Source organism: Vibrio jasicida 090810c (assembly GCF_002887615.1).
Lineage (GTDB): Bacteria > Pseudomonadota > Gammaproteobacteria > Enterobacterales > Vibrionaceae > Vibrio > Vibrio jasicida.
This window is the reverse complement of the sequence record NZ_CP025792.1, coordinates 1,573,717-1,593,220: the sequence shown is the minus strand read 5'-3', so window position 1 is coordinate 1,593,220 and position 19,504 is coordinate 1,573,717. Positions and strand designations below refer to the sequence as shown.

Sequence of the window (19,504 nt, the reverse complement as noted above, 5' to 3'; positions counted from 1 at the left end):
AAAATGTTAACAATTAACAACTTAAAAGCCAAAATTGAAGAACAAGAAATTCTAAAAGGAGTCAATCTTCAGATTAATCCTGGAGAAATTCACGCGATTATGGGGCCTAACGGCTCCGGTAAAAGCACGCTGGCAAGTACGCTAGCGGGACGTGAAGACTACGAAATTACCGATGGAACCGTCGATTTCAACGGCAAGGATTTATTGGAATTAGATCCTGATGAACGTGCAGGCGAAGGCGTGTTCTTGGCATTCCAATACCCTGTCGAAATTCCAGGAGTTAGTAACCATCTCTTCTTACAAGCGTCAGTGAATGCGGTGCGAAAATACCGAGAACTTCCTGAATTGGAACGCTTTGAACTTGCGGATTTAATTGAGGAGAAAATTGAGCTTCTCAACATGCCGAAAGACTTGCTTTCTCGTTCGGTAAACGTCGGCTTTTCTGGCGGAGAAAAGAAGCGTAATGACATCTTGCAAATGGCGGTACTTGACCCACAACTTTGCATTTTGGACGAGACCGATTCTGGATTAGATATTGATGCGCTTAAAGAAGTCGCTAATGGTGTAAATAGCCTAAAAGACGGCAAGCGTTCTTTCATCATTGTGACCCATTACCAACGCATTCTTGATTACATCAAACCTGACTTTGTGCACGTGCTGTATCAAGGAAAAATCATCAAATCGGGTGATTTCTCTATGGTGGCTGAGTTAGAGGAGAAGGGCTATGGTTGGCTCACCGGAGAGGAGTAACAGTCTATTGCCATTCAGTGACTATTTAAAGTCTCGTCTGACTGCGTTAGATGAGGTTGCCGAATACCATTGGCAAGCCGCATTAGCACAAGGATTACCGACTCGTCAGCATGAAGATTGGAAATACACCTCGCTTGAAGGCTTCGATGCCATTGATTTTTCCAGCCAGCGTGAGACTGATGTATCGATGGCTTTCGTTCAGGCTCACAAGCTCGATATGGACGCAGAAAGGTTAGTATTTGTGAACGGTCAGTTCCAACCTAATTTGAGTGATATTGATAGCGAGGCATTTCGACTTTCTTTACTTAATGGTGATGCAAAACAAGCGTTGCCTGCCGCGATTGCACCAGAAATCTTTTTGCATCTCACGGAAGCGTTTTCCGATACGACTTTGTTGATTGAGGTGGATGCCAAACATACCGTAGCCAAGCCTATTTACTTGATGCAAATTGAGTCTCGACCTCAAGGTGGTATGGCACATCATCGCGTACACCTAAAAGTCGGACAAAGTAGCGAAGTTAACCTTGTTGAGCACCTTCTTTCTGCTTGTCACGGCAACCGTGTGGCAGCAAGTTATTCCGGTTCGCGACTTACGATGGAGGTTTCGGACAACGCTGAACTTACCCATTACAAGCTCTGCTTGGGTTCTGCGGAACATTACCATTTTGCTCACAATGATCTTTTCGTTGGACGAGATGCAAATGTATCAAGCCAGACTTTTTTGCTCTCTGGTCAATTGACACGCCACCACACCAGCTGCCAGTTAAATGGCGAAAATACAGAGATTGAAATCAACAGCCTAGCGCTACCTAGCCATCAGCAAACGTACGACACGCGTACTTACCTTGAACACAACAAAGGGCATTGCACGAGTCAGCAACTACACAAAATTATTGCCAGTCAGCAAGGCAAAGCGGTATTTAACGGCATGATCAAAGTCGCCCCAAATGCGCTCAAAACTGACGGACAAATGGACAATCACAACTTGCTGCTAAGTAAAGTGTGTGAGGTCAACAGTAAGCCTCAACTGGAGATCTATGCGGATGATGTGAAGTGCAGTCACGGTACTACCACAGGAGCATTGAGCAAAGAGCAGGTGTTTTATTTGCAGGCTCGCGGATTGCCAAAGCACCAAGCTGAACAATTGATCACCCTTGCCTTTGCCGCAGAAGTCGCAGAGGCGATTAATATTGACGTTATTCGTGCGCTGGTTTTACAGCATATAGAGTCAAAGCTAGCAGAGGTAAATGCATGAGTTCTTCCATAACAGCGCAACGAGCACACTTTCCAACCTTACATCAGGAAGTGAACAACAAGTCTTTGGTTTACTTAGACAGCGCAGCAAGTTCACATAAACCATTGGTCGTGATTGAACGAGTCGACACCTTTTATCGACATGAAAACGCAGCGGTTCATCGTGGAATCCATCATTTGAGTGCTCATGCGACAGACTTGATGGAACAAGCGCGTGATAAGGTTCAGCACTTCCTTAATGCCAAGCAGCGTGAAGAGGTGGTTTTTGTCCATGGAACCACGCATGGCATTAACCTTGTTGCGAATGCTTATGCAAAAGCGCAGTTGACGGAAGGCGATGAGATCATCGTGTCTGAGATGGAGCATCACGCCAATATCGTGCCTTGGCAAATGCTAGAACAAGACATCGGGATCAAAGTGGTGGTGTGGCCGCTAGAGCTTGATGGAAGCTTGAGTTTGGATACGCTGAAAATGCTGATGACTGGGCGTACTCGCTTATTAGCGGTCACCCACGTTTCTAATGTGCTTGGTACTATTAATCCGGTCAAAAATATCATCGAGTTGGCTCATCAGAATGGCACCCGAGTGCTGGTAGATGGGGCACAAGCAGTGATGCACCAAGCGGTCGATGTACAAGAAATTGACTGCGACTTCTATGTCTTTTCAGGGCATAAGCTCTATGGTCCGACAGGAGTAGGGGTGTTATACGCGAAGAAAGAGCTGCTTGATATTATGCCTCCTTGGGAAGGTGGCGGCGCGATGATAAAAGAGGTCGATCTGTACCAAGGGACCACTTATAACGACGTGCCATGGCGTTTTGAAGCTGGCACTCCTAATGTTGCAGGCATTATCGGTTTAGGGTGTGCGATTGATTATGTGCTCGATCTTGGGTTTGAAGCGATTGGTCGCTATGAACAAGCATTGGTTGACTACCTCTACGATCAATTAAAGACGGTGCCAGATATTGTCATTTATGGTCCTCAAGAGCGCTGCGGCGTAGTGTCATTCAACCTTGCACAAGTGCATGCCTTTGATGTGGGTAGCTTTTTAGATAAGTACGGTGTTGCGATTCGAACGGGGCATCATTGCGCTCAACCTCTGATGAAGTTCTACCAAGTAACTGCGATGTGTCGTGCATCGGTTGCTTTATATAATAATCAACAAGATATTGATGTTTTGGTTTCGAGTCTAAAACGTATTCATACCTTGTTAGTTGGATAGGGAAGAGAAAGCAGTGGACCAAAAACAATTAATTAAAAACTTCAATCGATGTATTGATTGGGAAGATAAGTACTTATACATCATTTCGCTTGGCGAGAAGTTTGCTCGTTTACCGGAAGCGCTACAGAACGAGCAGACGGCGATCTACGGCTGTCAAAGCCAAGTATGGATTCAGGTACAAGTAGAACAAGGAAAAGTGCAATTGTTGGGTAGCAGCGACGCAGCTTTAGTGAAAGGACTTGTCGCTGTGGTGTGCTTGTTATTGCAAGATAAAACACCGAAGCAGTTGTTGGAGACTGATATTAAAGGCATTTTTTCTGAGTTAGGCTTACAGAAACAACTAACCCCAGCCAGAAACCAAGGCATTGAAGCTATGGTTAAGAGTATTTTTAAGCAAGTACAAGCGCTAGAAATGGCGTAATTTCCGCAGAGCTTCTGTGTTAGGTAATGGACGAGCGTTTGGCAAAGTCAGTGCGAAGGATCTTGGCTTTGTCCATCACGTCATAGCCTTTGTAGAGTTGACAAGTGAGATTGAGTGAATCAAGCGCGTAGACTTTGCATTGGGAGCGGCAGCAAAGCTCGTTATTGGTGTCATTCAATTCAGCCATCATTCTGGTGTAGAGCTTTTTTAGGCAAAGTAGATAACTCATATCATCACCGCTATCACGAGCAGTCAGGGCGACGTCGAGACTCGCATGATAATACTCTGATAACCGTTTTTCAGAAGGACCATGACGATTAAGATTCATCTCTGCAAGAAAGAACTCTGAAGTGGTCGTTTGTAATCTATCCTTATAGTCGTCAATCTCTGCAGTTAGCCATGTCATCACGCAATACATAAAACACCTTCCATCTGTTATCTGATCTTAATGATAATTATTATCATTTATAAATCAAGACTTCTTACATGTTTTTATCGTTACTCTTTAGTGTTATTCCAAATGCTCATGATGGTGTACTTTTCTTACCTTGCGTATAAGTCTCATCTTACTGACTATGCTTAGAAAATAGTCACTAGGAAGGGACGCTCATGTCTTACGTGTTTCACCGTCATTGCCACGCCAAATTGCCCACTATCGCCAGAGGAGAAGGGGTTTACCTGTTCGATAATCAAGGCAACCAATACCTCGATGCTTGCGGCGGTGCTGCTGTTTCAAACCTTGGGCATAGCCACCAAGCTGTTAAACAAGCCATGCTCGACCAAATCGAAAAAGTACCTTTTGCTCATACTGGCTTTTTTACTAGTGAAGTAAGTGAGCAGTTGGCTGAGTTGATTTGCCAGCAAATGCCATCGCAATTCAATCACGTCTACTTAGTCAGTGGGGGCTCTGAAGCGGTTGAATCTGCACTAAAGATGGCAAGACAATACTTTGTGGAATGTGGTAAGCCAGAGAAAAAGCAGTTTATTGCTCGCCAGCAAAGTTATCACGGTAATACGCTTGGTGCGTTGGCTGTTGGTGGTAACGAATGGCGGCGTGAGCCTTTTAAACCCATTTTGCACCCAAGCCATCACATTGCGCCGTGCTATGCCTATCGTCATCAAAGAGAAGGTGAATCAGAGCTCGATTACTCACTGAGAGCAGCCAATGAACTTGAAGCTAAAATTTTAGAACTGGGTTCGGATAACGTCATGGCGTTTGTTGCAGAGCCGATTGTTGGCGCAACAGCTGGCGCAGTACCTGCCACTCTAGGTTACTTCAAACGAATACGAGAGATTTGCGATCGCTATGATGTGTTGCTGATCATGGATGAGGTGATGTGTGGCGTTGGACGTAGCGGTAGCTTTTTTGCTTTTGAACAAGAGCAAGCCGTCCCAGATTTAGTTTGCATGGCGAAAGGATTAGGTGCGGGTTATCAACCTATCGGAGCCGTTGTTGCCAATGACAGAGTCTATCAAGCAATCGCGTCTGGTAGTGGCTTCTTTCAACATGGGCATACTTTTATGGCGCATCCCGTCGCATGCGCAGCCGCCGTTGCAACCATTCAGACCATCGGTGACCAAAAGCTCCTGCAAGCCGTCAACCAACAAGGAGCAATGTTAAAAAGAGAACTCGAATCGGCGCTTTCAGACTTCCCGTATTTTGGAGATATTCGTGGTAAAGGGCTGTTTCTTGGCATTGAGCTTGTAGCAGACAAAGTAAGTAAAACACCGCTGCCTAATTCAACTTTGGCAGACAAAAAGATCAAGCAACAAGCGATGGTAAATGGGTTGATGTGTTACCCAATGGGCGGAACGATTGATGGTGTAAGCGGACATCATATCCTTCTTGCTCCACCTTTTATCATCGAACGAAACCACATTGACGAGCTGGTGGAAAAGCTCTCTCGTACACTCAAAGAGGTGTCGCAAACATGGCAATAAGTTCCCCAACTGAAAGAGCTCGAATCGCGATTATTGTTGCGCCCAATGGAGCGAGAAAAACCAAGCAAGACCATGCTCAATTGCCGATGACTATTGAAGAAATGGTTGTCGAGGCGAAAGCATGTCAAACGGCAGGGGCTGCCATGATCCATTTGCACGCGAGAGATGCGCAAGGCAGGCATTCTCTAGAGGTCGATGACAACTTAGAAATCTACCACGCGGTGAAAGCTGCGGTTGGTGATTCGATGATTGTTCAGCTCACGACTGAGGCTGTTGGCATATATTCGCCACAACAGCAAATGGTGCTGATCAAAGCGGTAAAACCAGAAGCCGCTTCTTTTGCTTTGCGTGAACTGATTCCTGATGAGCAGAGTGAAGAGCAAGGTTTTGTTTTTTTTGACTGGGTCGCTGAACAGGGCATTCTCAGCCAAATCATTTTGTATGATCAGGCAGACATTGAGCGCTATTTATCCCTAAGAGAGCGAGGCGTTTTACCAAAGCAAAATCAACACGCGTTAGTGGTACTTGGTCGATATCATGAGGCTCAACAATCTTCGCCATGGGATTTACGGGCACTGCATTTAGAGCGATTTATCGAAGAGAAGGTTAGGTGTGCCGTGTGCGCGTTTGGCGCGAGAGAGCAAGACTGTTTAACCCATGCATTGTTATTGGGATTGGATGTTCGGGTAGGCTTTGAGAACAACCATTTGAGTGCTGATGGTCAGCCCGCGAACAGCAATGCGGAGCAAGTTCAACGATTAAAAGAGATCTGTGAATTGCTCGATGTGCCACTGCATGATGCGGAGAGTTTTCGAGAATCCATTTAGCAACAGGTACAAAAAAGGCTCCAATCGGAGCCTTCCTCAAATGTAATTTAATTTTCAGCCTGAGTCACTGTTTGGCGTGCTGGGTGTTTGATAAACACTGCTACGACAGCGGCAATTGCCAGAGCAAAACAGTAGTAAGAGTTCGCAACAACTTCTAGTGGAGAAAGGTTAAATACCGAGCCCAATAGCAGAACCTGTGCACCGTATGGCAATACACCTTGGATAACACACGAGAAGATATCCAACAAACTTGCAGAGCGACGCGGTGAAACGTTGTTCTCTTCTGCCAGTTGGCGAGCCACGCTACCTGATACGATGATGGCAACGGTGTTGTTAGCGGTACAGGTATTCACCATCGAAACCAGACCAGCAATACCTAGTTCACTTGCACGACCATTTGCTTCTTTCGAGTGGCTAGAGCCAAACGTACGGATGATGCCGCTCACTAGGTTAGTTAGAAACGCGAGACCGCCTTGGCGACGCATAAGCTCACTCAGACCACCAATCAGCATGGATAGCAGGAAGATCTCTTGCATGTTGCCAAAGCCTGAGTAGATGTCTTGAGCGAAGTTGGTTAGACCGTAATTTTCGATAGAAGACAAGCTCACGCCGCCCGCCAAAACGATACCAATAGTCAGTACCACAAATACATTCATGCCTGATACTGCAAGGATAAGAATCGTTATGTAAGGAAGTACTTTCAACCACTCAATAGAACCGGTTTCTGGTACTTGAGTCGCTGTACTGTTGAAGGCGAAGATAACAAGCGCAACCAGTGCTGCTGGCAGTGCGATACGGATGTTTTCTTTGAATTTGTCCTTCATCTCACAGCCTTGAGAGCGTGTTGCCGCAATGGTGGTGTCCGAGATGATCGAAAGGTTATCACCAAACATTGCGCCGCTTAGCACTACGCCTGCCGTTAGTGGAAGGCTCATACCTGCCGATTGAGCAATGCCCAGAGCAACAGGCGCAACTGCTGCGATGGTGCCCATTGAGGTGCCCATCGCTGTCGCGATAAATGCAGAAATCAGGAAGATACCCGGCAAGATCATGCTGGTTGGAATCGCAGAAAGACCAAGGTTAACAGTTGCATCTACGCCGCCAGACGCTTTTGCAACTGCAGCAAAGGCACCGGCAAGCAGGTAGATCATACACATCGCGATGATGTCTGGATGACCAACGCCACGCATAAAGTGTTCGATAGAACGATTGAGTTTGTCTTTGCTTAAGATGAGCGCAAGGATCACCGCAGGCAATACCGCGATAGGCGCTGGCAATTGGTAGAACGCGAAATCAACGCCTTGCAAAGATAAGTAAGTGCCCACGCCAATAAACAGCGCAAGGAATAGCACTAAAGGTAAAAGTGCGACCGCTGATGGTGCGATTGCTTTATTAGAATTTTTAGAACCAGACATGTGAACGACAACATAATCAACAAATAAGGCGAGCAGACTAATCGGACACCAAAGACTTGTCAACGTCTAGACGTCTAAATGGCTGGTTATTTTAAATCGAAAAGACCAAGAAAAAAGGCTCACATAACATATCTTATTGATACCGTGAGCCTTTGCGGAATTATATTGGTTTAGATCACTTACGCTTTTTTTCGTTTAAGAAGCGCGAAGATCATCAGTGAGAACAGCAGTGCTGCGCTAGACCAAACCACGTAACGGTGTTCGGTGTAGAATTGGCTGAGCACGCTCAGGTGCTCAAACGCAAAGTTAGTGAGCAAACTGAACACGGCAACCCAAATGGTCGTTGCAAGGGCGTTGCCCAACAAGAACTCTTTGCGCGGCATCTTAGCAATACCGCAAGCAAGCGGCATAAACTGCTTCATCCCTTCTACAAAGCGACTAACAACCAAACAAGCAGGACCGTACTTCTGAATCGTACTTTGTAGCTTCTGCATTTTAGGGCCAGATATATAGCCTTTCTTATCTAGCCAACCTTCGAAGTAATAGCCAACCAGGTAGCCGCACGTGTTGCCCAAAAAGCAACTCAACCAAGAGACTATCATTACTAGGCTAAGGTTCATGACATGCTCAGATGAGATGATAGACGCTGCAATCATCAGCGATTGCCCGGGCATCGGAATACCAATGCCTTCAAGAAAGATGCTGACGATAAGGGCGAGATAGCCATATTGCTCTAGCAGCGGCTTCATCGCCATTAATAGTTCATTTATGTGTTCCAAACGCTTTCCTCTAACAAAACTGGAACGAAGCTGGAGTGATACTCCTGTTAGTTCGCTTGGTCAATCGACGTTGTTCTCCGTTAGTAAAATCTGACACGCCGTTGATAATAGTGCTGCGGATTTAGTCTTTTAGGTTACGCCTTACTAAGTCGTGCATTTGCTTAATCGTCATCAATGCTAACCAGATGATCTCTTCGACAGATCGTTGACCAGTCGTTGAGGAGGGATGATTGGCATCGGTTTTATTGCTCAGTGCAGGAAGTTCATGAACACGATTGTCACGAATCGTACTGATCAACGCATCCATCGCATCATGAATCAGGCGTTCGACTTGCGGTGAGCCTTGATAATGGGTGCCCGTTCTCACTAGAGGGATCAGCAAGCAGAGGTAGTGACTCAACAAGCGATAATGGCTCAACATATCTTCGTAATAATGCGGATCGGCGCGAGTGTGCCTTGGCTCTTGCTGCATCTCGTTGTAAATCAACTCAAGGTCGCTTTCAGCAGTGAGCATAGCGGCACGTTGCTTAGTGAGCGTCATATGATCACGTTGCTCAGTGGCGACTTGTAACTGCTCATAGCAATACACAAATAAGCTTTTGGAGCTATCGAGCGCTTTTAATGCTTGGGTATGAATCTCTTTACCTCGCCACTGCGGCCACAATAAGCCATAACCGAGCAAGACAATTGCGCCACCGACGACATTGTCGATCAAGCGCGGTGCAGCAAAGTCGAGTCCCTGGTGTGCCATGGTCTGATAAACCAAAATCAACAGTGCGGTAATACAGCCAATCGCAAGCGAATAATGACGCATAATATTGAGCATTGCGACGGGTAATAGGACAGCTATTAACACAAACAGGATGGTCGTTGGTACGCCAAGGTGAATCAAGGAGGTGGCGAACAGTACCCCGAGCGCGGTACCTAAACAGCGTTGCCAGGTTTTACTTCGGGTTGCCAAGAAGCTCGGCTGAATCACCATCAACATGGAAATTAATACCCAATCCGGGCGAATCAATTCAAAGTATTCAGCAATCCCAGATCCAAGAGCAAACATCAAACCAACGCGAGTCACGTGGCGCCAAATCGGGTTGCCTCGACTTGGTAAACGAAAAGACAGCTCGAATGGTTGCACATCAAAGGAGCGTTCATAAGCGGGTTCATTGAGCTCAATACGACGAGAAATATGCTTGACCGCGTATGCCCAGTAGCGAAAGCGAGGTTGGTCTTCTAGCTTCACTGCTTCAATCAAATCATGAGCTTCCTGTTCTAGTGAGCTCAAGTGTTCCATCTCTTCATGCGTGTTATGCAAAAGCTGCTTGGCTCTGTGTCTTAATCTTTGCTGACAGTGCTGGCTCCAAACCAAGAGCAGATCTCGTTTCGGTTTACTGGATTGAAATTGCTTGAGCAGATCAGGGTTGCTGGTATGGCTGCTCAAGACGACTTCAAATGTATCGAGCGCCAAAAACAAAGCCTGACGTAGTGAGTTGGCGTCTTCATGTTTCGATCGAAAAGATTCCGATTGCAGAGCTTGCTGAAACAGTTCAATCAACTGATATTTGATGCGTCGTTTCGGGGCATCGTTTTCGCTTCCAAGCAAGAAAGCTTGGCGATATTGAATGTAGTCCGCTAGCGTTTCGTAAATCGCAGAAAGACAAACACGCAGCGCGTAATGTTTCCATAAGGCAAACCAAAGCCAACTGAACAGCGCAAAAGTGAGTGGTCCCAACACCAACATAGGATAGAGACCAAGTACCGCGCTGGAATTATGTAGCGACAAGCTCACGACCGCGATCAGCAAGCTCGACATGCCAAGACGTCCCCAAAACGGACCATTCACTGCCGTACTCGCCAATACTGCTCCCATCGCGCCGTAAGTCAGCCACAGTGGTAAGCCCATATTCAGCAGGGCATAACTGATGATGAGCGTAATGCTCCACGTGAAAGCAGTAATCGCAAAGCGTGTCCAGCGCCTAGGGCCGGCAGTGTCTAAACCACTGATCAATGCTGCGGGCATGGTCATTAAAGCCGTCATGGCGAGATTGATTTGGTTGAATAGCACACCCAACCCCATAAACAGAACAATCGCGCTGGTGGCACGCAGACCAAGGTTGACAGAAGGGGAGTACCAGATTTTACGCAGAAAGGCAGGAGATAACGTCATAAACCCTCATTACAGTTGGCAACACCTTCAGTGTAACGCGAATATCTTTAGATGTGCTGGCTTCAACCACAGTTTGAAAAATTGAAGCGGAGTCGTAATCTAACTGACGCCTTCTCCAAGTTGAGTAAATAGCCAATCATTGAACAGCGAGACTTTTCGCGCCGCTAGACGGTAGTTCGGCACAAATACGTAATAGCCATAATGGCTATGCATACGCAATTGTTGGATGTGGTAGACCTCATCTCTCGACATCGCCTGTTGCACCATAAAATCAGGCAGAAGAGCAAGCCCTTTGCCGAGCTTTACCGCTTCATAAGAAAGATAGAAATGCTCATGACCAACAGGGTGATAATGAATCGTGCTTTGCAGACATTGTTCTAGTTTGAACTGCTCCCACAACTGCGGGCGTGTCGTTTGAGGAATAAAAGCGAAATCCGTGATGGATTGCTTGTCGTTACACGTTGAAGAACTTGATGAGCCCGTTAGCAGCAGCGTTTCTTGACGCAACAATCGACCATGTTCGTAGTGGCTGGAGAGAGGAAGGCAACGGATAGTGATGTCACTGTCTACTTCTAACTGATTTATTGGACCGTCACTGGTGCGAACTTTAACGCGGATATTAGGATGGATTTGATGGAAGGCATCAATGTTTGGCACCAACCACAAACTGGCGAAAGAAGGCGTGACATCGACTACCAGTAACTCTTGCTCTGTGTCGGTTTGAATCAAGCTTGCCGTCGCATGTTGGATGATCTCCAACGCTTCAGTTACCTTGGGTAAGTAACGTTTTCCTTCTTCAGTGAGCTCAATACCATTGATACCACGTTGGATTAAAGGTAGCCCAACCAGTTGCTCTAACGTCGCAATTTGTTTGCTCACGGCACCTTGAGTCACGCACAAACTCTCTGCCGCTTTAGAAAAACTCAGATGGTTAGCAACCGCAACAAAGGTTCGAAGTGCACGAATAGAAGGATATTCACTGCCTTTTAGCATGATCTCATGTCCATTGATGAATGCTTAACCACAGACTAAGAGATTTTGGCTAAGAATCAAAGCGATGAGTTGAGGGGGAGATATAAATTGCAGATACAAAAAGGGCCAACCCTTTCGAGTTGGCCCTTTCCAAACGTTTGGTGGAGCTGGCGGGAGTTGAACCCGCGTCCAAAAATCATTCATCATTGGTACTACATGCTTAGTCGATCTTTAATTTCACCAGCAACCTGCGAACCGACACGCTAGTTAAAGGCTAACCTGAATTATAATTCGCGCTTTTCCTCTCAGGTGGGAGAAGCCACGCTAGCTAGTTTGGGTTTGATCTCTTATTGGTCCCCGTCTTACGAGCGGAAGCTAGGGTAAGAGAGCTCTAAGCAGGTTATTAAGCTGCTAGTGCGTAGTTTTCGTCGTTTGCGACTATTTTTTTGCGGCTTTTTACGTGGCCAACCGCCCCACGGCATGCACCTCAGACTTCAAAATTCCTGTCGAATCCTAAATCAGCCCCAAGTGTTATCCGCATAGTACCAGAAAAGCTTTCCTTGTCTAGCTCTGTGCGTTTAAGTGCTCAAGATTAACGCAAGTTACTCTTCATGATACGTGCTTTATCGCGAGCCCAATCTTTTTCTTTCATATCAGTACGTTTGTCGTGAAGCTTTTTACCTTTTGCAACACCGATTTTGATCTTCACCCAAGAGCGAGACCAGTACAGTGACAGTGCTGCTAGCGTCATACCTTCACGGTTAATGCGACCAAGAAGGTTGTCGAGTTCACGACGACTCATCAATAGTTTACGCACACGTGTAGGGTTTGCGACAACGTGAGTTGATGCTTGATTAAGAGGAGTGATGGTCATTCCGCTCACAAAAGCCTCACCGTCACGCATGAAAACATAGCTTTCGGCGATATTAGCTTTTCCTTGGCGAAGGGCTTTCACTTCCCAGCCTTGTAGCTCCAAGCCGGCTTCAATTTCATCGTCAATGAAGTATTCGTGGCGAGCTTTTTTATTCAGCGCGATAGTGTTGCTACCCGCTTTTTGCTTTGATTTTTTCTTTACCATAATGGGCTCATTATACGGGTTGGATATACGTTAGGAAATCCTTTTATTTGCGCTATCGTGGAATAAAAGTAAAATTGGCACAAGCCTTAAAACATGTACGCGTATCGATAGGAGTGTGTATGAAGCAAATCAGCCGTTCTGCTTTGGTGTCTTTTAGTGCAGAGCAGATGTTCGATCTGGTCAATGATGTTTCGAAGTATCCTGAGTTTCTACCTGGTTGTTCAGGTTCACGAATCATTGAGTCTTCGGGCGAGGGTATGGTGGCTTCTGTCGATGTTGCGAAAGCGGGTATCAGCAAAACGTTCACAACTTCAAATGAACTCATCCCAGGTCAGGCTATTATGATGAACTTGGTGGATGGTCCCTTTAAGACGCTGCGTGGTGGTTGGATCTTCACTGCTTTGGATGAGCAAGCGTGTAAAGTAGAACTAAAGCTTGAGTTTGAGTTTTCGAGCAAAATGATCGAAATGGCTTTCGGCAAAATATTTAATGAGCTAACCAGTAATATGGTGAACGCTTTTACTAAACGTGCGAAACAGGTGTACGAGTGTTATGAGTATTGAGTCGGACATGATTCACGTTGAGGTGGTGTATGCGCTTCCTCAAGAACAACGTGTGTTTAATCTAGTTGTGAACAAACAAGCGACAGTTGAAGAGATCATTCGTCAATCTGGTGTTCTGGAACTGTACCCTGAAGTTGATTTGAAAAAGAATAAAGTCGGCGTATACAGTCGAAATGTTCGTTTAGATGCAACTATCCGTGATAAAGATCGTATCGAGATATACCGACCGTTATTGGCCGATCCAAAAGAAATTCGCCGTAAACGTGCAGAGCAAGCAAAAGCAGCTAAGTAACGCTTATGGACAGCTTAAAAACCTCCCAAATGGGAGGTTTTTTGTTTTAAGGCGCTATCTTGGAGAGTCAATAGAGCTTGGTGTTTCTGTTCTGGTGTAGATGATGCCGTCGGCCAGTTCTGTAGCGTAGTTGATTGGCTGCTTAATGATGCTATTTGGGTACGTTAAGTTTGCGATATCTTCCATTTTTATGAACGCATTCTCGACGCCATTTTTTGCTAAGAGTTTCTCGACACTTCCCAGCTCATTTGTTGCGAAATGAGGGATAGCACGTAACTCAGGGTCTGATTCCATTGGTGTAATGTAACCGTCTTCAAAAGCATGGATTAAGCTATATACCTCATTAGGGTTTACTTGCTGTTTTAAGTGCCAAAATGCCCCTGTGCTGTCTGGCCAAGCACCAACATAACTGCTGATGTGGACGTTATGTCCCCACGCCAAAATACTTTTTTGTGGTAACCATTCTTTTTGTAACCAGCGCAAGTTGTCCGCTTGCATGATCTCATCTGGATTGTAGGTGTCAAACCAACGGCTTTGAACGTGGGCTTGCATGCTTTTGACTATCTGTAACCAAAAAGTCGCATACTCACGAAAATCTTGGCGCTCTGTGAGTGGAGGAAGGTGTTGTTCGGCTTTCATTTGAGACATTACGGAGTTGAGTGAAGCCAGTTGGTTGATAAAGGCTTGTTGTGCGCTGTTATCTGGCTTATCGAAATACCAAGGGCACATCATGGCTTCGCCATTGGCGATAAAACTTTGCCAATCAAGGTTGATGAGTTGATATTTTTCGACGAAGGTTTGCATCTCCGGCAGCATGAGGCTACAAGCTGGATCGCTACTGTGTCTACCATCAAAAGCAACCAAATACAGTGGTGTGTCGGTAAACGCTTGCTGTTCTACGTATTCATAGAGTGGGTAAATCTCAGGGGTTTCAGCGTACAAGAACATGAAGGAGTACAGCATGGCATCTCGAACATCGGTCACTTCTCCATCCATTAATCTCTGCCAAAGGCGAAGGCCGTCATACAGTCCACTTTCCATGGCGAGTACATCTATTTCACCTTCTTGATGCAGGTATTTGGTTATTCGCGACTTGGCTTTAAAGCCTTGCGCACCACCATGCGTTGCTTCTCCCAAACCAATGAATGATTTTCCAGCGACAGCTTGTTTTACGGCCTCCAAGTCGGAGTTATCCGTGTGGTTAAACTCCAAGCTTTTTATGTGAGATGTTATGTGGATTTGTTCTTGGTTATCGTCCTCACCACATCCAAGCAGAGCTAGAGAAGATAAGGCAAGCAAACCGCATGATAGTGCTTTCATTTTCGTGTTCCTACATGAAAAATTCTACACTCAGAATAGATATGCTTAGTTGCATAGAAAACTAACGTGAAAATGATCTGCGAGTTTATTCAAATATTCCAATGAGTAAGAGAACAAATAACGAGATAGTTTGTGATTGGGTTTATGGGTTTATGGGTTTATGGGGTTATGGAAGCAATAAAAAAGCCTCCGACGAGGAGGCTTTGAGAATTCTGTGAAAATAAAGACGGGCTACTGAATCTTCTCGTAAAAGGCATCACTTTTCGGGTAGTCGCCAGTCAGATCGGCTAACGTACCTTGGTCATTGAATTGAACAACCAGATCTTTTTGCACAGGTTCACCGTGCCCAGGAGTGTGATGGTAAATGTAGTACCAAGTATTTGGGTAGCCATTTTCAACCAACATAGGCGAACCAAGAACGTAGCGAACTTGTGCTTTAGTCATCCCAAACTTTAATTTATCAACCGCACTTTGTTCTACATAGTTGCCTTGGTTGATATCAATACGATAAACCAGTTTTTCCAATACCGAACATCCTGTCAGCAAAGTCATTGCTAATGGTACGGCAACTAACCACTTCTTTAATTGCATAATAATTTCTTAGTAACCTTTAAAATACTGCGCTGATAATAAACAAGCTCGACGCAGATGTAAAAAGCTATGCGTCGTATGGTAGAAAATCTGACAACGAATTTTGAGTTGAGTTGCATTTATTCGCTGATATTAGACGATAACTGGCGGAACATGACTCATCAAGCATGTTGTGTGCTTTTTATGATATGGGATTTAAGAGATCGCCTGCAATATTTCGTGAGGGCGACTACTGTTGGTCGTGCGTTGCATTATTGCGGGAGGGAAAATGCTTTGAGCGTTTCACCTTCAAACCGATAATATTCTTTTTCAACAAGGTGTGCTGCACCTATGGAGCGGTAAAATTGACCAGCGATAGGATTGGTGTTTTCTGCTGTCCAATCAAGTCTTTGGCAACCCGAGGTAACTGCTAGGGTCGCTAAATGTTTCATTAGTTGAATACCAACGCCTTTTCCTCTCGCGATTGAAGAAACGAAGAGATCTTTCATGTACATTTGGCCGGAAAGTTTAGGGGCAGGGTACATCACTGTGTAAGACGCAAAACCAATAATAGAGTCGCGCTCATAAGCTGCGATGATTTTGATACTAGAATGCTCAGAGAAGACTTGGTGCTTTAGATAGTGCGTCAATTCATTCTCTGATGCGGCGTCCTCTTTGAAGTAATAGCATTCTAACTCAATAAAAAGAGGGACGAGCTCTAAACAGTTTTCTTTGTTGATGGCTTTGATATCCATTTCTCATCCCTTGTTGAATGGTTAAGCCGCGATGAGTAATTCTTTTGCGTTGGCTAATGTTGAGTCGGTAATTTGGCTTCCGCCCAATAAACGAGCGAGTTCTGCCACACGTTGTTGTTCATCTAGGGCGTGCATTTTTGTTTCGGTTTGCCCACTCTTGGTGTGTTTAGCAACAAACATTTGTTGATGACCACAGCCAGCAACTTGCGGTAAGTGGGTTACACACATCACTTGAGTCGATTCGCCTAACTTGCGCAGCATCTTACCGACAACCGCAGCCGTTGGGCCGCTGATACCGACATCCACTTCATCGAAGATCAAGCTTGGCGTATCCACTTTTTGTGCGGTGATAACTTGTATTGCTAGCGAGATACGTGATAGCTCACCACCTGATGCGACTTTAGCGATAGGTTGTAATGGCTGACCTGGGTTGGTTGAGACCAAGAAACACACACTGTCCATACCCAATGGAGATGGGTGGAGGTTTTCGTTGTTTACCTCGATGCTGAATACCGCTTTCTCCATGCTCAATTCGTGCATGCTTTGCGTGATAAGTTTGTTCAGCTCTTTTGCGTAACGGCTACGTGACTTGTGCAGCTTCTCTGCTTGAGTTAAGAAGCTTTGGTATTTCTGTTCTACTTCTTGAGCGAGTTCATCCAGACGCTCGTCAGAGCAATCTAATGCTTCGATTTGTGCAAGAAGATCTTGGTGATGTTGGTATAGCTCATCGGGCATAACATGGTGTTTGCGAGCCATCGACATCACTTTAGAAAAACGTTCTTCGACATAAGCCATGCGACCGGGATCGACATCAATGCCATCTAGGTAGCTGCGAAGTTCGTTTTTGGTTTCTTCTAGCTGGATCATTGCCTCTGCCAGCATGTTTGGCAATTCAGCTAACTTCTCATCCAATTCGGCTAACTGGATTAGGGAGTGATTGGCCGATTGCAAAATACCAAGCGCATTGACTTCTTCACCTTCGTAAATAAGTTCGAGGGCTTGCTGACAGGTAGTGGCGAGTTCACCACTATTGGACAGTCGTTTGTGCTCTTGCTCGAGCTCTGCGAATTCTTCTTCACCTAGCGATAACTCATTCAGTTCTTTAATTTGGTATTCAAGCAACTGTTTTTGGGCCTGATTTTGCTGGCTGTTCTCTTTTAGTCGCTTAAGGTTGTTGTCTGCTTGACGCCAATGCTGGTAAGCACTGCGTGTGCTTTTTAGTAGGTTTAAATGTCCAGCATATTGGTCCAGCATGGCCATTTGATGCTCGCTCTTCATCAACTGATGATGCGCGTGCTGTCCATGGATGTTGATCAATAACTGCCCAAGAGATTTGAGTTGTGAAAGAGGGACTGGGCTGCCATTGATAAAGGCTCTAGAACGGCCTTCTTTCGTGATGATGCGACGCAAGATACATTCGCTGCCATCCAGCAGGTCGTTATCTTCTAGCCAACGCGTTGCGTGTAGATTGTTGTCCAGTAAAAAGGCGGCGCTGACTTCTGTTTTCTCTTCGCCTTGTCGTACCATGCCTGCATCGGCACGCCCGCCTAAACAAAGACCTAATGCGTCAATTGCAATAGATTTACCTGCACCTGTTTCACCAGTGATGGTGGTCATGCCCTTTGAAAGCTCGAGCTGTAAAGACTTAACAATCGCAAAATTATTAACACTTAGATGAGCCAGCATTTTTATTTACCTGTATAACTGAACAATACTGTATAAGAAAACAGTATATACTGTTTCTTTATACAGTAAAGGTGGCTGCTGGATTTTTTGTAGGAAGAAGGTATTTTTTGTGATGGTGAAGAGAAAAATAGGCCGAGCAAATGCAACGACCTATTAAAATTGAACAAGTTACGGTCGAGTTGGGTTAATTGTGAGCGGCTCAAACGTTGCCACAGCATTAACCCCTGCTCCAGGATGGTCGACATAGGAAGTGTCTTGCATCAGGGTGTAATACACATCGATAAAATCGTCATCGTTAGTGAGTGCGCCATCCGGAATCGCATCGATAATTTTATTGGTGATCTGAGGAATAATGGCATAGGCCTGAACTTCGGGATCTGGAATTGCCTTCAGGACTTCTTCTGCAACCTGAACAAGCAGTTTGGCTAACTGTTTGTAATCGGTGCCGTCATCTTGCTCCATTAAGACGATATCCGCCGCCCCCCAACGGTAACGAGACCAGTGAATGATGATTTGGTTGGGTAAGTAGGTGGTGTTGTCGTAATCCAAATAAGGTAGCTCGACGAGATCCAAAGTGGGTTCATCACGCGTAGGGTTTACACCTGTGACAATGGCGTAGATTTCAGCTTTTCCTGAAATCCAAGGCTCTTGGTCATTGGCAAGACGAATCTTCTTCAAAACCGTAGTTTGAATTGGTTGAGGTGTACTTTCTGTGTGGGAGAAAAGAGATTTTTGAGCCTTTGCGATGTCAGTCATATAGGGTTGGACCATGGTTGCTTGCCCAAGCTTGCTCATTTCTGCCTGCATAGCCTGTAGCCCAGCTTTTAGCTCTGCAGAGCTGTTGCTGTCGACAACCAATACAGGCACGTCTGGAAGTTGATAGACATCGAGTTGGTGGACTTGGCCATAAACATCGTAAGCTTCGATGTATTGCCACTGCTCATCATCCCCTGTTGGTTCGAAAGCAAAGAGTGGGTCGACGGTCCCTTCTTGCCACACGCCGAGCATTTCTTCATTTGCAAGTCGAACTTCAAGCAATTGATCGGAGTATTCAGAGATGCCTTTCCACGCTCGAATTTGTGTATCGGCTTGTGTGAGTTGTTGGCTAAATGCTGATAAAGGTTTCTGTTCGACGAATGAGGAAAGGGGGACATTAATGTGTTCGGCAGTGATGTCTTTGCGCAGCATGGGTTCTATGTTGGCATAACTTTCGCTGAGTTGCAGAGCTAGTGTCCGCTTGGTATTCGAGATGTCCTCGGCTTTTGCGTTTGATATATCGGTAACCTTTGCCTCCTCAGATTGACAGCCAGCAAGCGCTAACGTACTGAGAACGGACAATATCATTGTTTTTTTCATAATGTGCCCTTTGAGATAATAAGTATGAATTAGAGTTTATGTTCTATTCATACTGAGAATATCATCAGTCGGACACCTTTCAATTTGAGCTCAGAATTTTGTATAAAATTTACCCACAAGATCAAGTTTTATAAAATTAA

19 protein-coding genes and 1 other RNA gene are annotated in these 19,504 nt (G+C 45.4%); 8 read left to right on the top strand and 12 right to left on the bottom strand.

Annotation, left to right across the window (positions count from 1 at the left end; genetic code table 11):
• The first annotated feature begins 3 nt into the window (after positions 1 to 3).
• From sufC to sufE, 4 genes are read left to right on the top strand one after another with little or no spacing between them, the layout of a single operon-like run.
• Positions 4 to 750: a Fe-S cluster assembly ATPase SufC gene (gene sufC, locus C1S73_RS07490; RefSeq protein ID WP_038868792.1), complete on the top strand. Its 747-nt coding sequence runs from the start codon at positions 4 to 6 to the stop codon at positions 748 to 750.
• The gene (gene sufD / locus C1S73_RS07485) at positions 725 to 2,005 is read left to right on the top strand and encodes a Fe-S cluster assembly protein SufD (RefSeq protein ID WP_038868791.1); all 1,281 of its coding nucleotides are present in this window, start codon (positions 725 to 727) and stop codon (positions 2,003 to 2,005) included. The genes sufC and sufD overlap by 26 nt, the downstream gene beginning before the upstream one ends.
• Positions 2,002 to 3,225, top strand: a complete 1,224-nt coding sequence (gene sufS, locus C1S73_RS07480; protein WP_038868789.1) for a cysteine desulfurase SufS — start codon at positions 2,002 to 2,004, stop codon at positions 3,223 to 3,225. Before sufD ends, sufS begins: the two co-directional genes overlap by 4 nt.
• A gap of 13 nt (positions 3,226 to 3,238) precedes the next feature.
• Positions 3,239 to 3,646 (top strand): cysteine desulfuration protein SufE, encoded by a 408-nt coding sequence (gene sufE / locus C1S73_RS07475; RefSeq protein ID WP_038868788.1) that lies wholly within the window; start codon positions 3,239 to 3,241, stop codon positions 3,644 to 3,646.
• A gap of 19 nt (positions 3,647 to 3,665) precedes the next feature.
• Here sufE and C1S73_RS07470 read toward each other — a convergent pair whose 3' ends face one another.
• Positions 3,666 to 4,064 (bottom strand): hypothetical protein, encoded by a 399-nt coding sequence (locus C1S73_RS07470; RefSeq protein ID WP_038868787.1) that lies wholly within the window; start codon positions 4,062 to 4,064, stop codon positions 3,666 to 3,668.
• A 191-nt stretch (positions 4,065 to 4,255) separates the two neighbouring features.
• Between C1S73_RS07470 and C1S73_RS07465 the strand changes: the two genes are divergently transcribed.
• Together C1S73_RS07465 and C1S73_RS07460 are read left to right on the top strand one after the other, a co-directional pair.
• Positions 4,256 to 5,587 (top strand): aspartate aminotransferase family protein, encoded by a 1,332-nt coding sequence (locus C1S73_RS07465; RefSeq protein WP_038868786.1) that lies wholly within the window; start codon positions 4,256 to 4,258, stop codon positions 5,585 to 5,587.
• Positions 5,578 to 6,414: a beta-keto acid cleavage family enzyme gene (locus tag C1S73_RS07460; protein ID WP_038868784.1), complete on the top strand. Its 837-nt coding sequence runs from the start codon at positions 5,578 to 5,580 to the stop codon at positions 6,412 to 6,414. The genes C1S73_RS07465 and C1S73_RS07460 overlap by 10 nt, the downstream gene beginning before the upstream one ends.
• A gap of 47 nt (positions 6,415 to 6,461) precedes the next feature.
• Here C1S73_RS07460 and C1S73_RS07455 read toward each other — a convergent pair whose 3' ends face one another.
• The 6 genes from C1S73_RS07455 to smpB all read right to left on the bottom strand — a co-directional run bounded on the left by C1S73_RS07455 (position 6,462) and on the right by smpB (position 12,822).
• The gene (locus C1S73_RS07455; protein ID WP_038868783.1) at positions 6,462 to 7,829 is read right to left on the bottom strand and encodes a Na+/H+ antiporter NhaC family protein; all 1,368 of its coding nucleotides are present in this window, start codon (positions 7,827 to 7,829) and stop codon (positions 6,462 to 6,464) included.
• Positions 7,830 to 8,008: 179 nt separating this feature from the next.
• The gene (locus C1S73_RS07450; protein ID WP_038868782.1) at positions 8,009 to 8,584 is read right to left on the bottom strand and encodes a DedA family protein; all 576 of its coding nucleotides are present in this window, start codon (positions 8,582 to 8,584) and stop codon (positions 8,009 to 8,011) included.
• Positions 8,585 to 8,729: 145 nt separating this feature from the next.
• The gene (locus tag C1S73_RS07445; RefSeq protein ID WP_038868781.1) at positions 8,730 to 10,772 is read right to left on the bottom strand and encodes an FUSC family protein; all 2,043 of its coding nucleotides are present in this window, start codon (positions 10,770 to 10,772) and stop codon (positions 8,730 to 8,732) included.
• A gap of 99 nt (positions 10,773 to 10,871) precedes the next feature.
• Positions 10,872 to 11,765: a LysR family transcriptional regulator gene (locus tag C1S73_RS07440; RefSeq protein WP_038868780.1), complete on the bottom strand. Its 894-nt coding sequence runs from the start codon at positions 11,763 to 11,765 to the stop codon at positions 10,872 to 10,874.
• A gap of 138 nt (positions 11,766 to 11,903) precedes the next feature.
• Positions 11,904 to 12,270: a transfer-messenger RNA gene (ssrA, locus tag C1S73_RS07435) on the bottom strand.
• Positions 12,271 to 12,336: 66 nt separating this feature from the next.
• Positions 12,337 to 12,822: an SsrA-binding protein SmpB gene (gene smpB, locus C1S73_RS07430; RefSeq protein ID WP_038868779.1), complete on the bottom strand. Its 486-nt coding sequence runs from the start codon at positions 12,820 to 12,822 to the stop codon at positions 12,337 to 12,339.
• Positions 12,823 to 12,941: 119 nt separating this feature from the next.
• Here smpB and C1S73_RS07425 point away from each other — a divergent pair, with 119 nt between their 5' ends.
• Entirely contained in the window at positions 12,942 to 13,385 is a 444-nt protein-coding gene (locus C1S73_RS07425; protein WP_005424743.1) for an SRPBCC family protein, read from the top strand.
• Entirely contained in the window at positions 13,375 to 13,677 is a 303-nt protein-coding gene (locus tag C1S73_RS07420) for an RnfH family protein (RefSeq protein ID WP_038868778.1), read from the top strand. The genes C1S73_RS07425 and C1S73_RS07420 overlap by 11 nt, the downstream gene beginning before the upstream one ends.
• 54 nt (positions 13,678 to 13,731) lie before the next feature.
• Here the strand turns inward: C1S73_RS07420 and C1S73_RS07415 are convergent, their stop codons facing one another.
• The 5 genes from C1S73_RS07415 to C1S73_RS07395 all read right to left on the bottom strand — a co-directional run bounded on the left by C1S73_RS07415 (position 13,732) and on the right by C1S73_RS07395 (position 19,364).
• Positions 13,732 to 14,997: an erythromycin esterase family protein gene (locus C1S73_RS07415; protein WP_038868777.1), complete on the bottom strand. Its 1,266-nt coding sequence runs from the start codon at positions 14,995 to 14,997 to the stop codon at positions 13,732 to 13,734.
• 231 nt (positions 14,998 to 15,228) lie between these two features.
• Positions 15,229 to 15,588 carry an outer membrane protein assembly factor BamE gene (gene bamE / locus C1S73_RS07410; RefSeq protein ID WP_038868775.1) on the bottom strand — a complete coding sequence of 120 codons (360 nt, stop codon included), beginning with the start codon at positions 15,586 to 15,588 and terminating at the stop codon, positions 15,229 to 15,231.
• Between the two features lie 251 nt (positions 15,589 to 15,839).
• Positions 15,840 to 16,322: a GNAT family N-acetyltransferase gene (locus tag C1S73_RS07405; RefSeq protein ID WP_038868774.1), complete on the bottom strand. Its 483-nt coding sequence runs from the start codon at positions 16,320 to 16,322 to the stop codon at positions 15,840 to 15,842.
• A 21-nt stretch (positions 16,323 to 16,343) separates the two neighbouring features.
• Positions 16,344 to 18,008 carry a DNA repair protein RecN gene (gene recN / locus C1S73_RS07400; RefSeq protein WP_038868773.1) on the bottom strand — a complete coding sequence of 555 codons (1,665 nt, stop codon included), beginning with the start codon at positions 18,006 to 18,008 and terminating at the stop codon, positions 16,344 to 16,346.
• 168 nt (positions 18,009 to 18,176) lie between these two features.
• Positions 18,177 to 19,364, bottom strand: coding sequence for a DUF3103 domain-containing protein (locus C1S73_RS07395; protein ID WP_038868772.1), 1,188 nt, complete (start codon positions 19,362 to 19,364; stop codon positions 18,177 to 18,179).
• Positions 19,365 to 19,504: the final 140 nt, after the last annotated feature.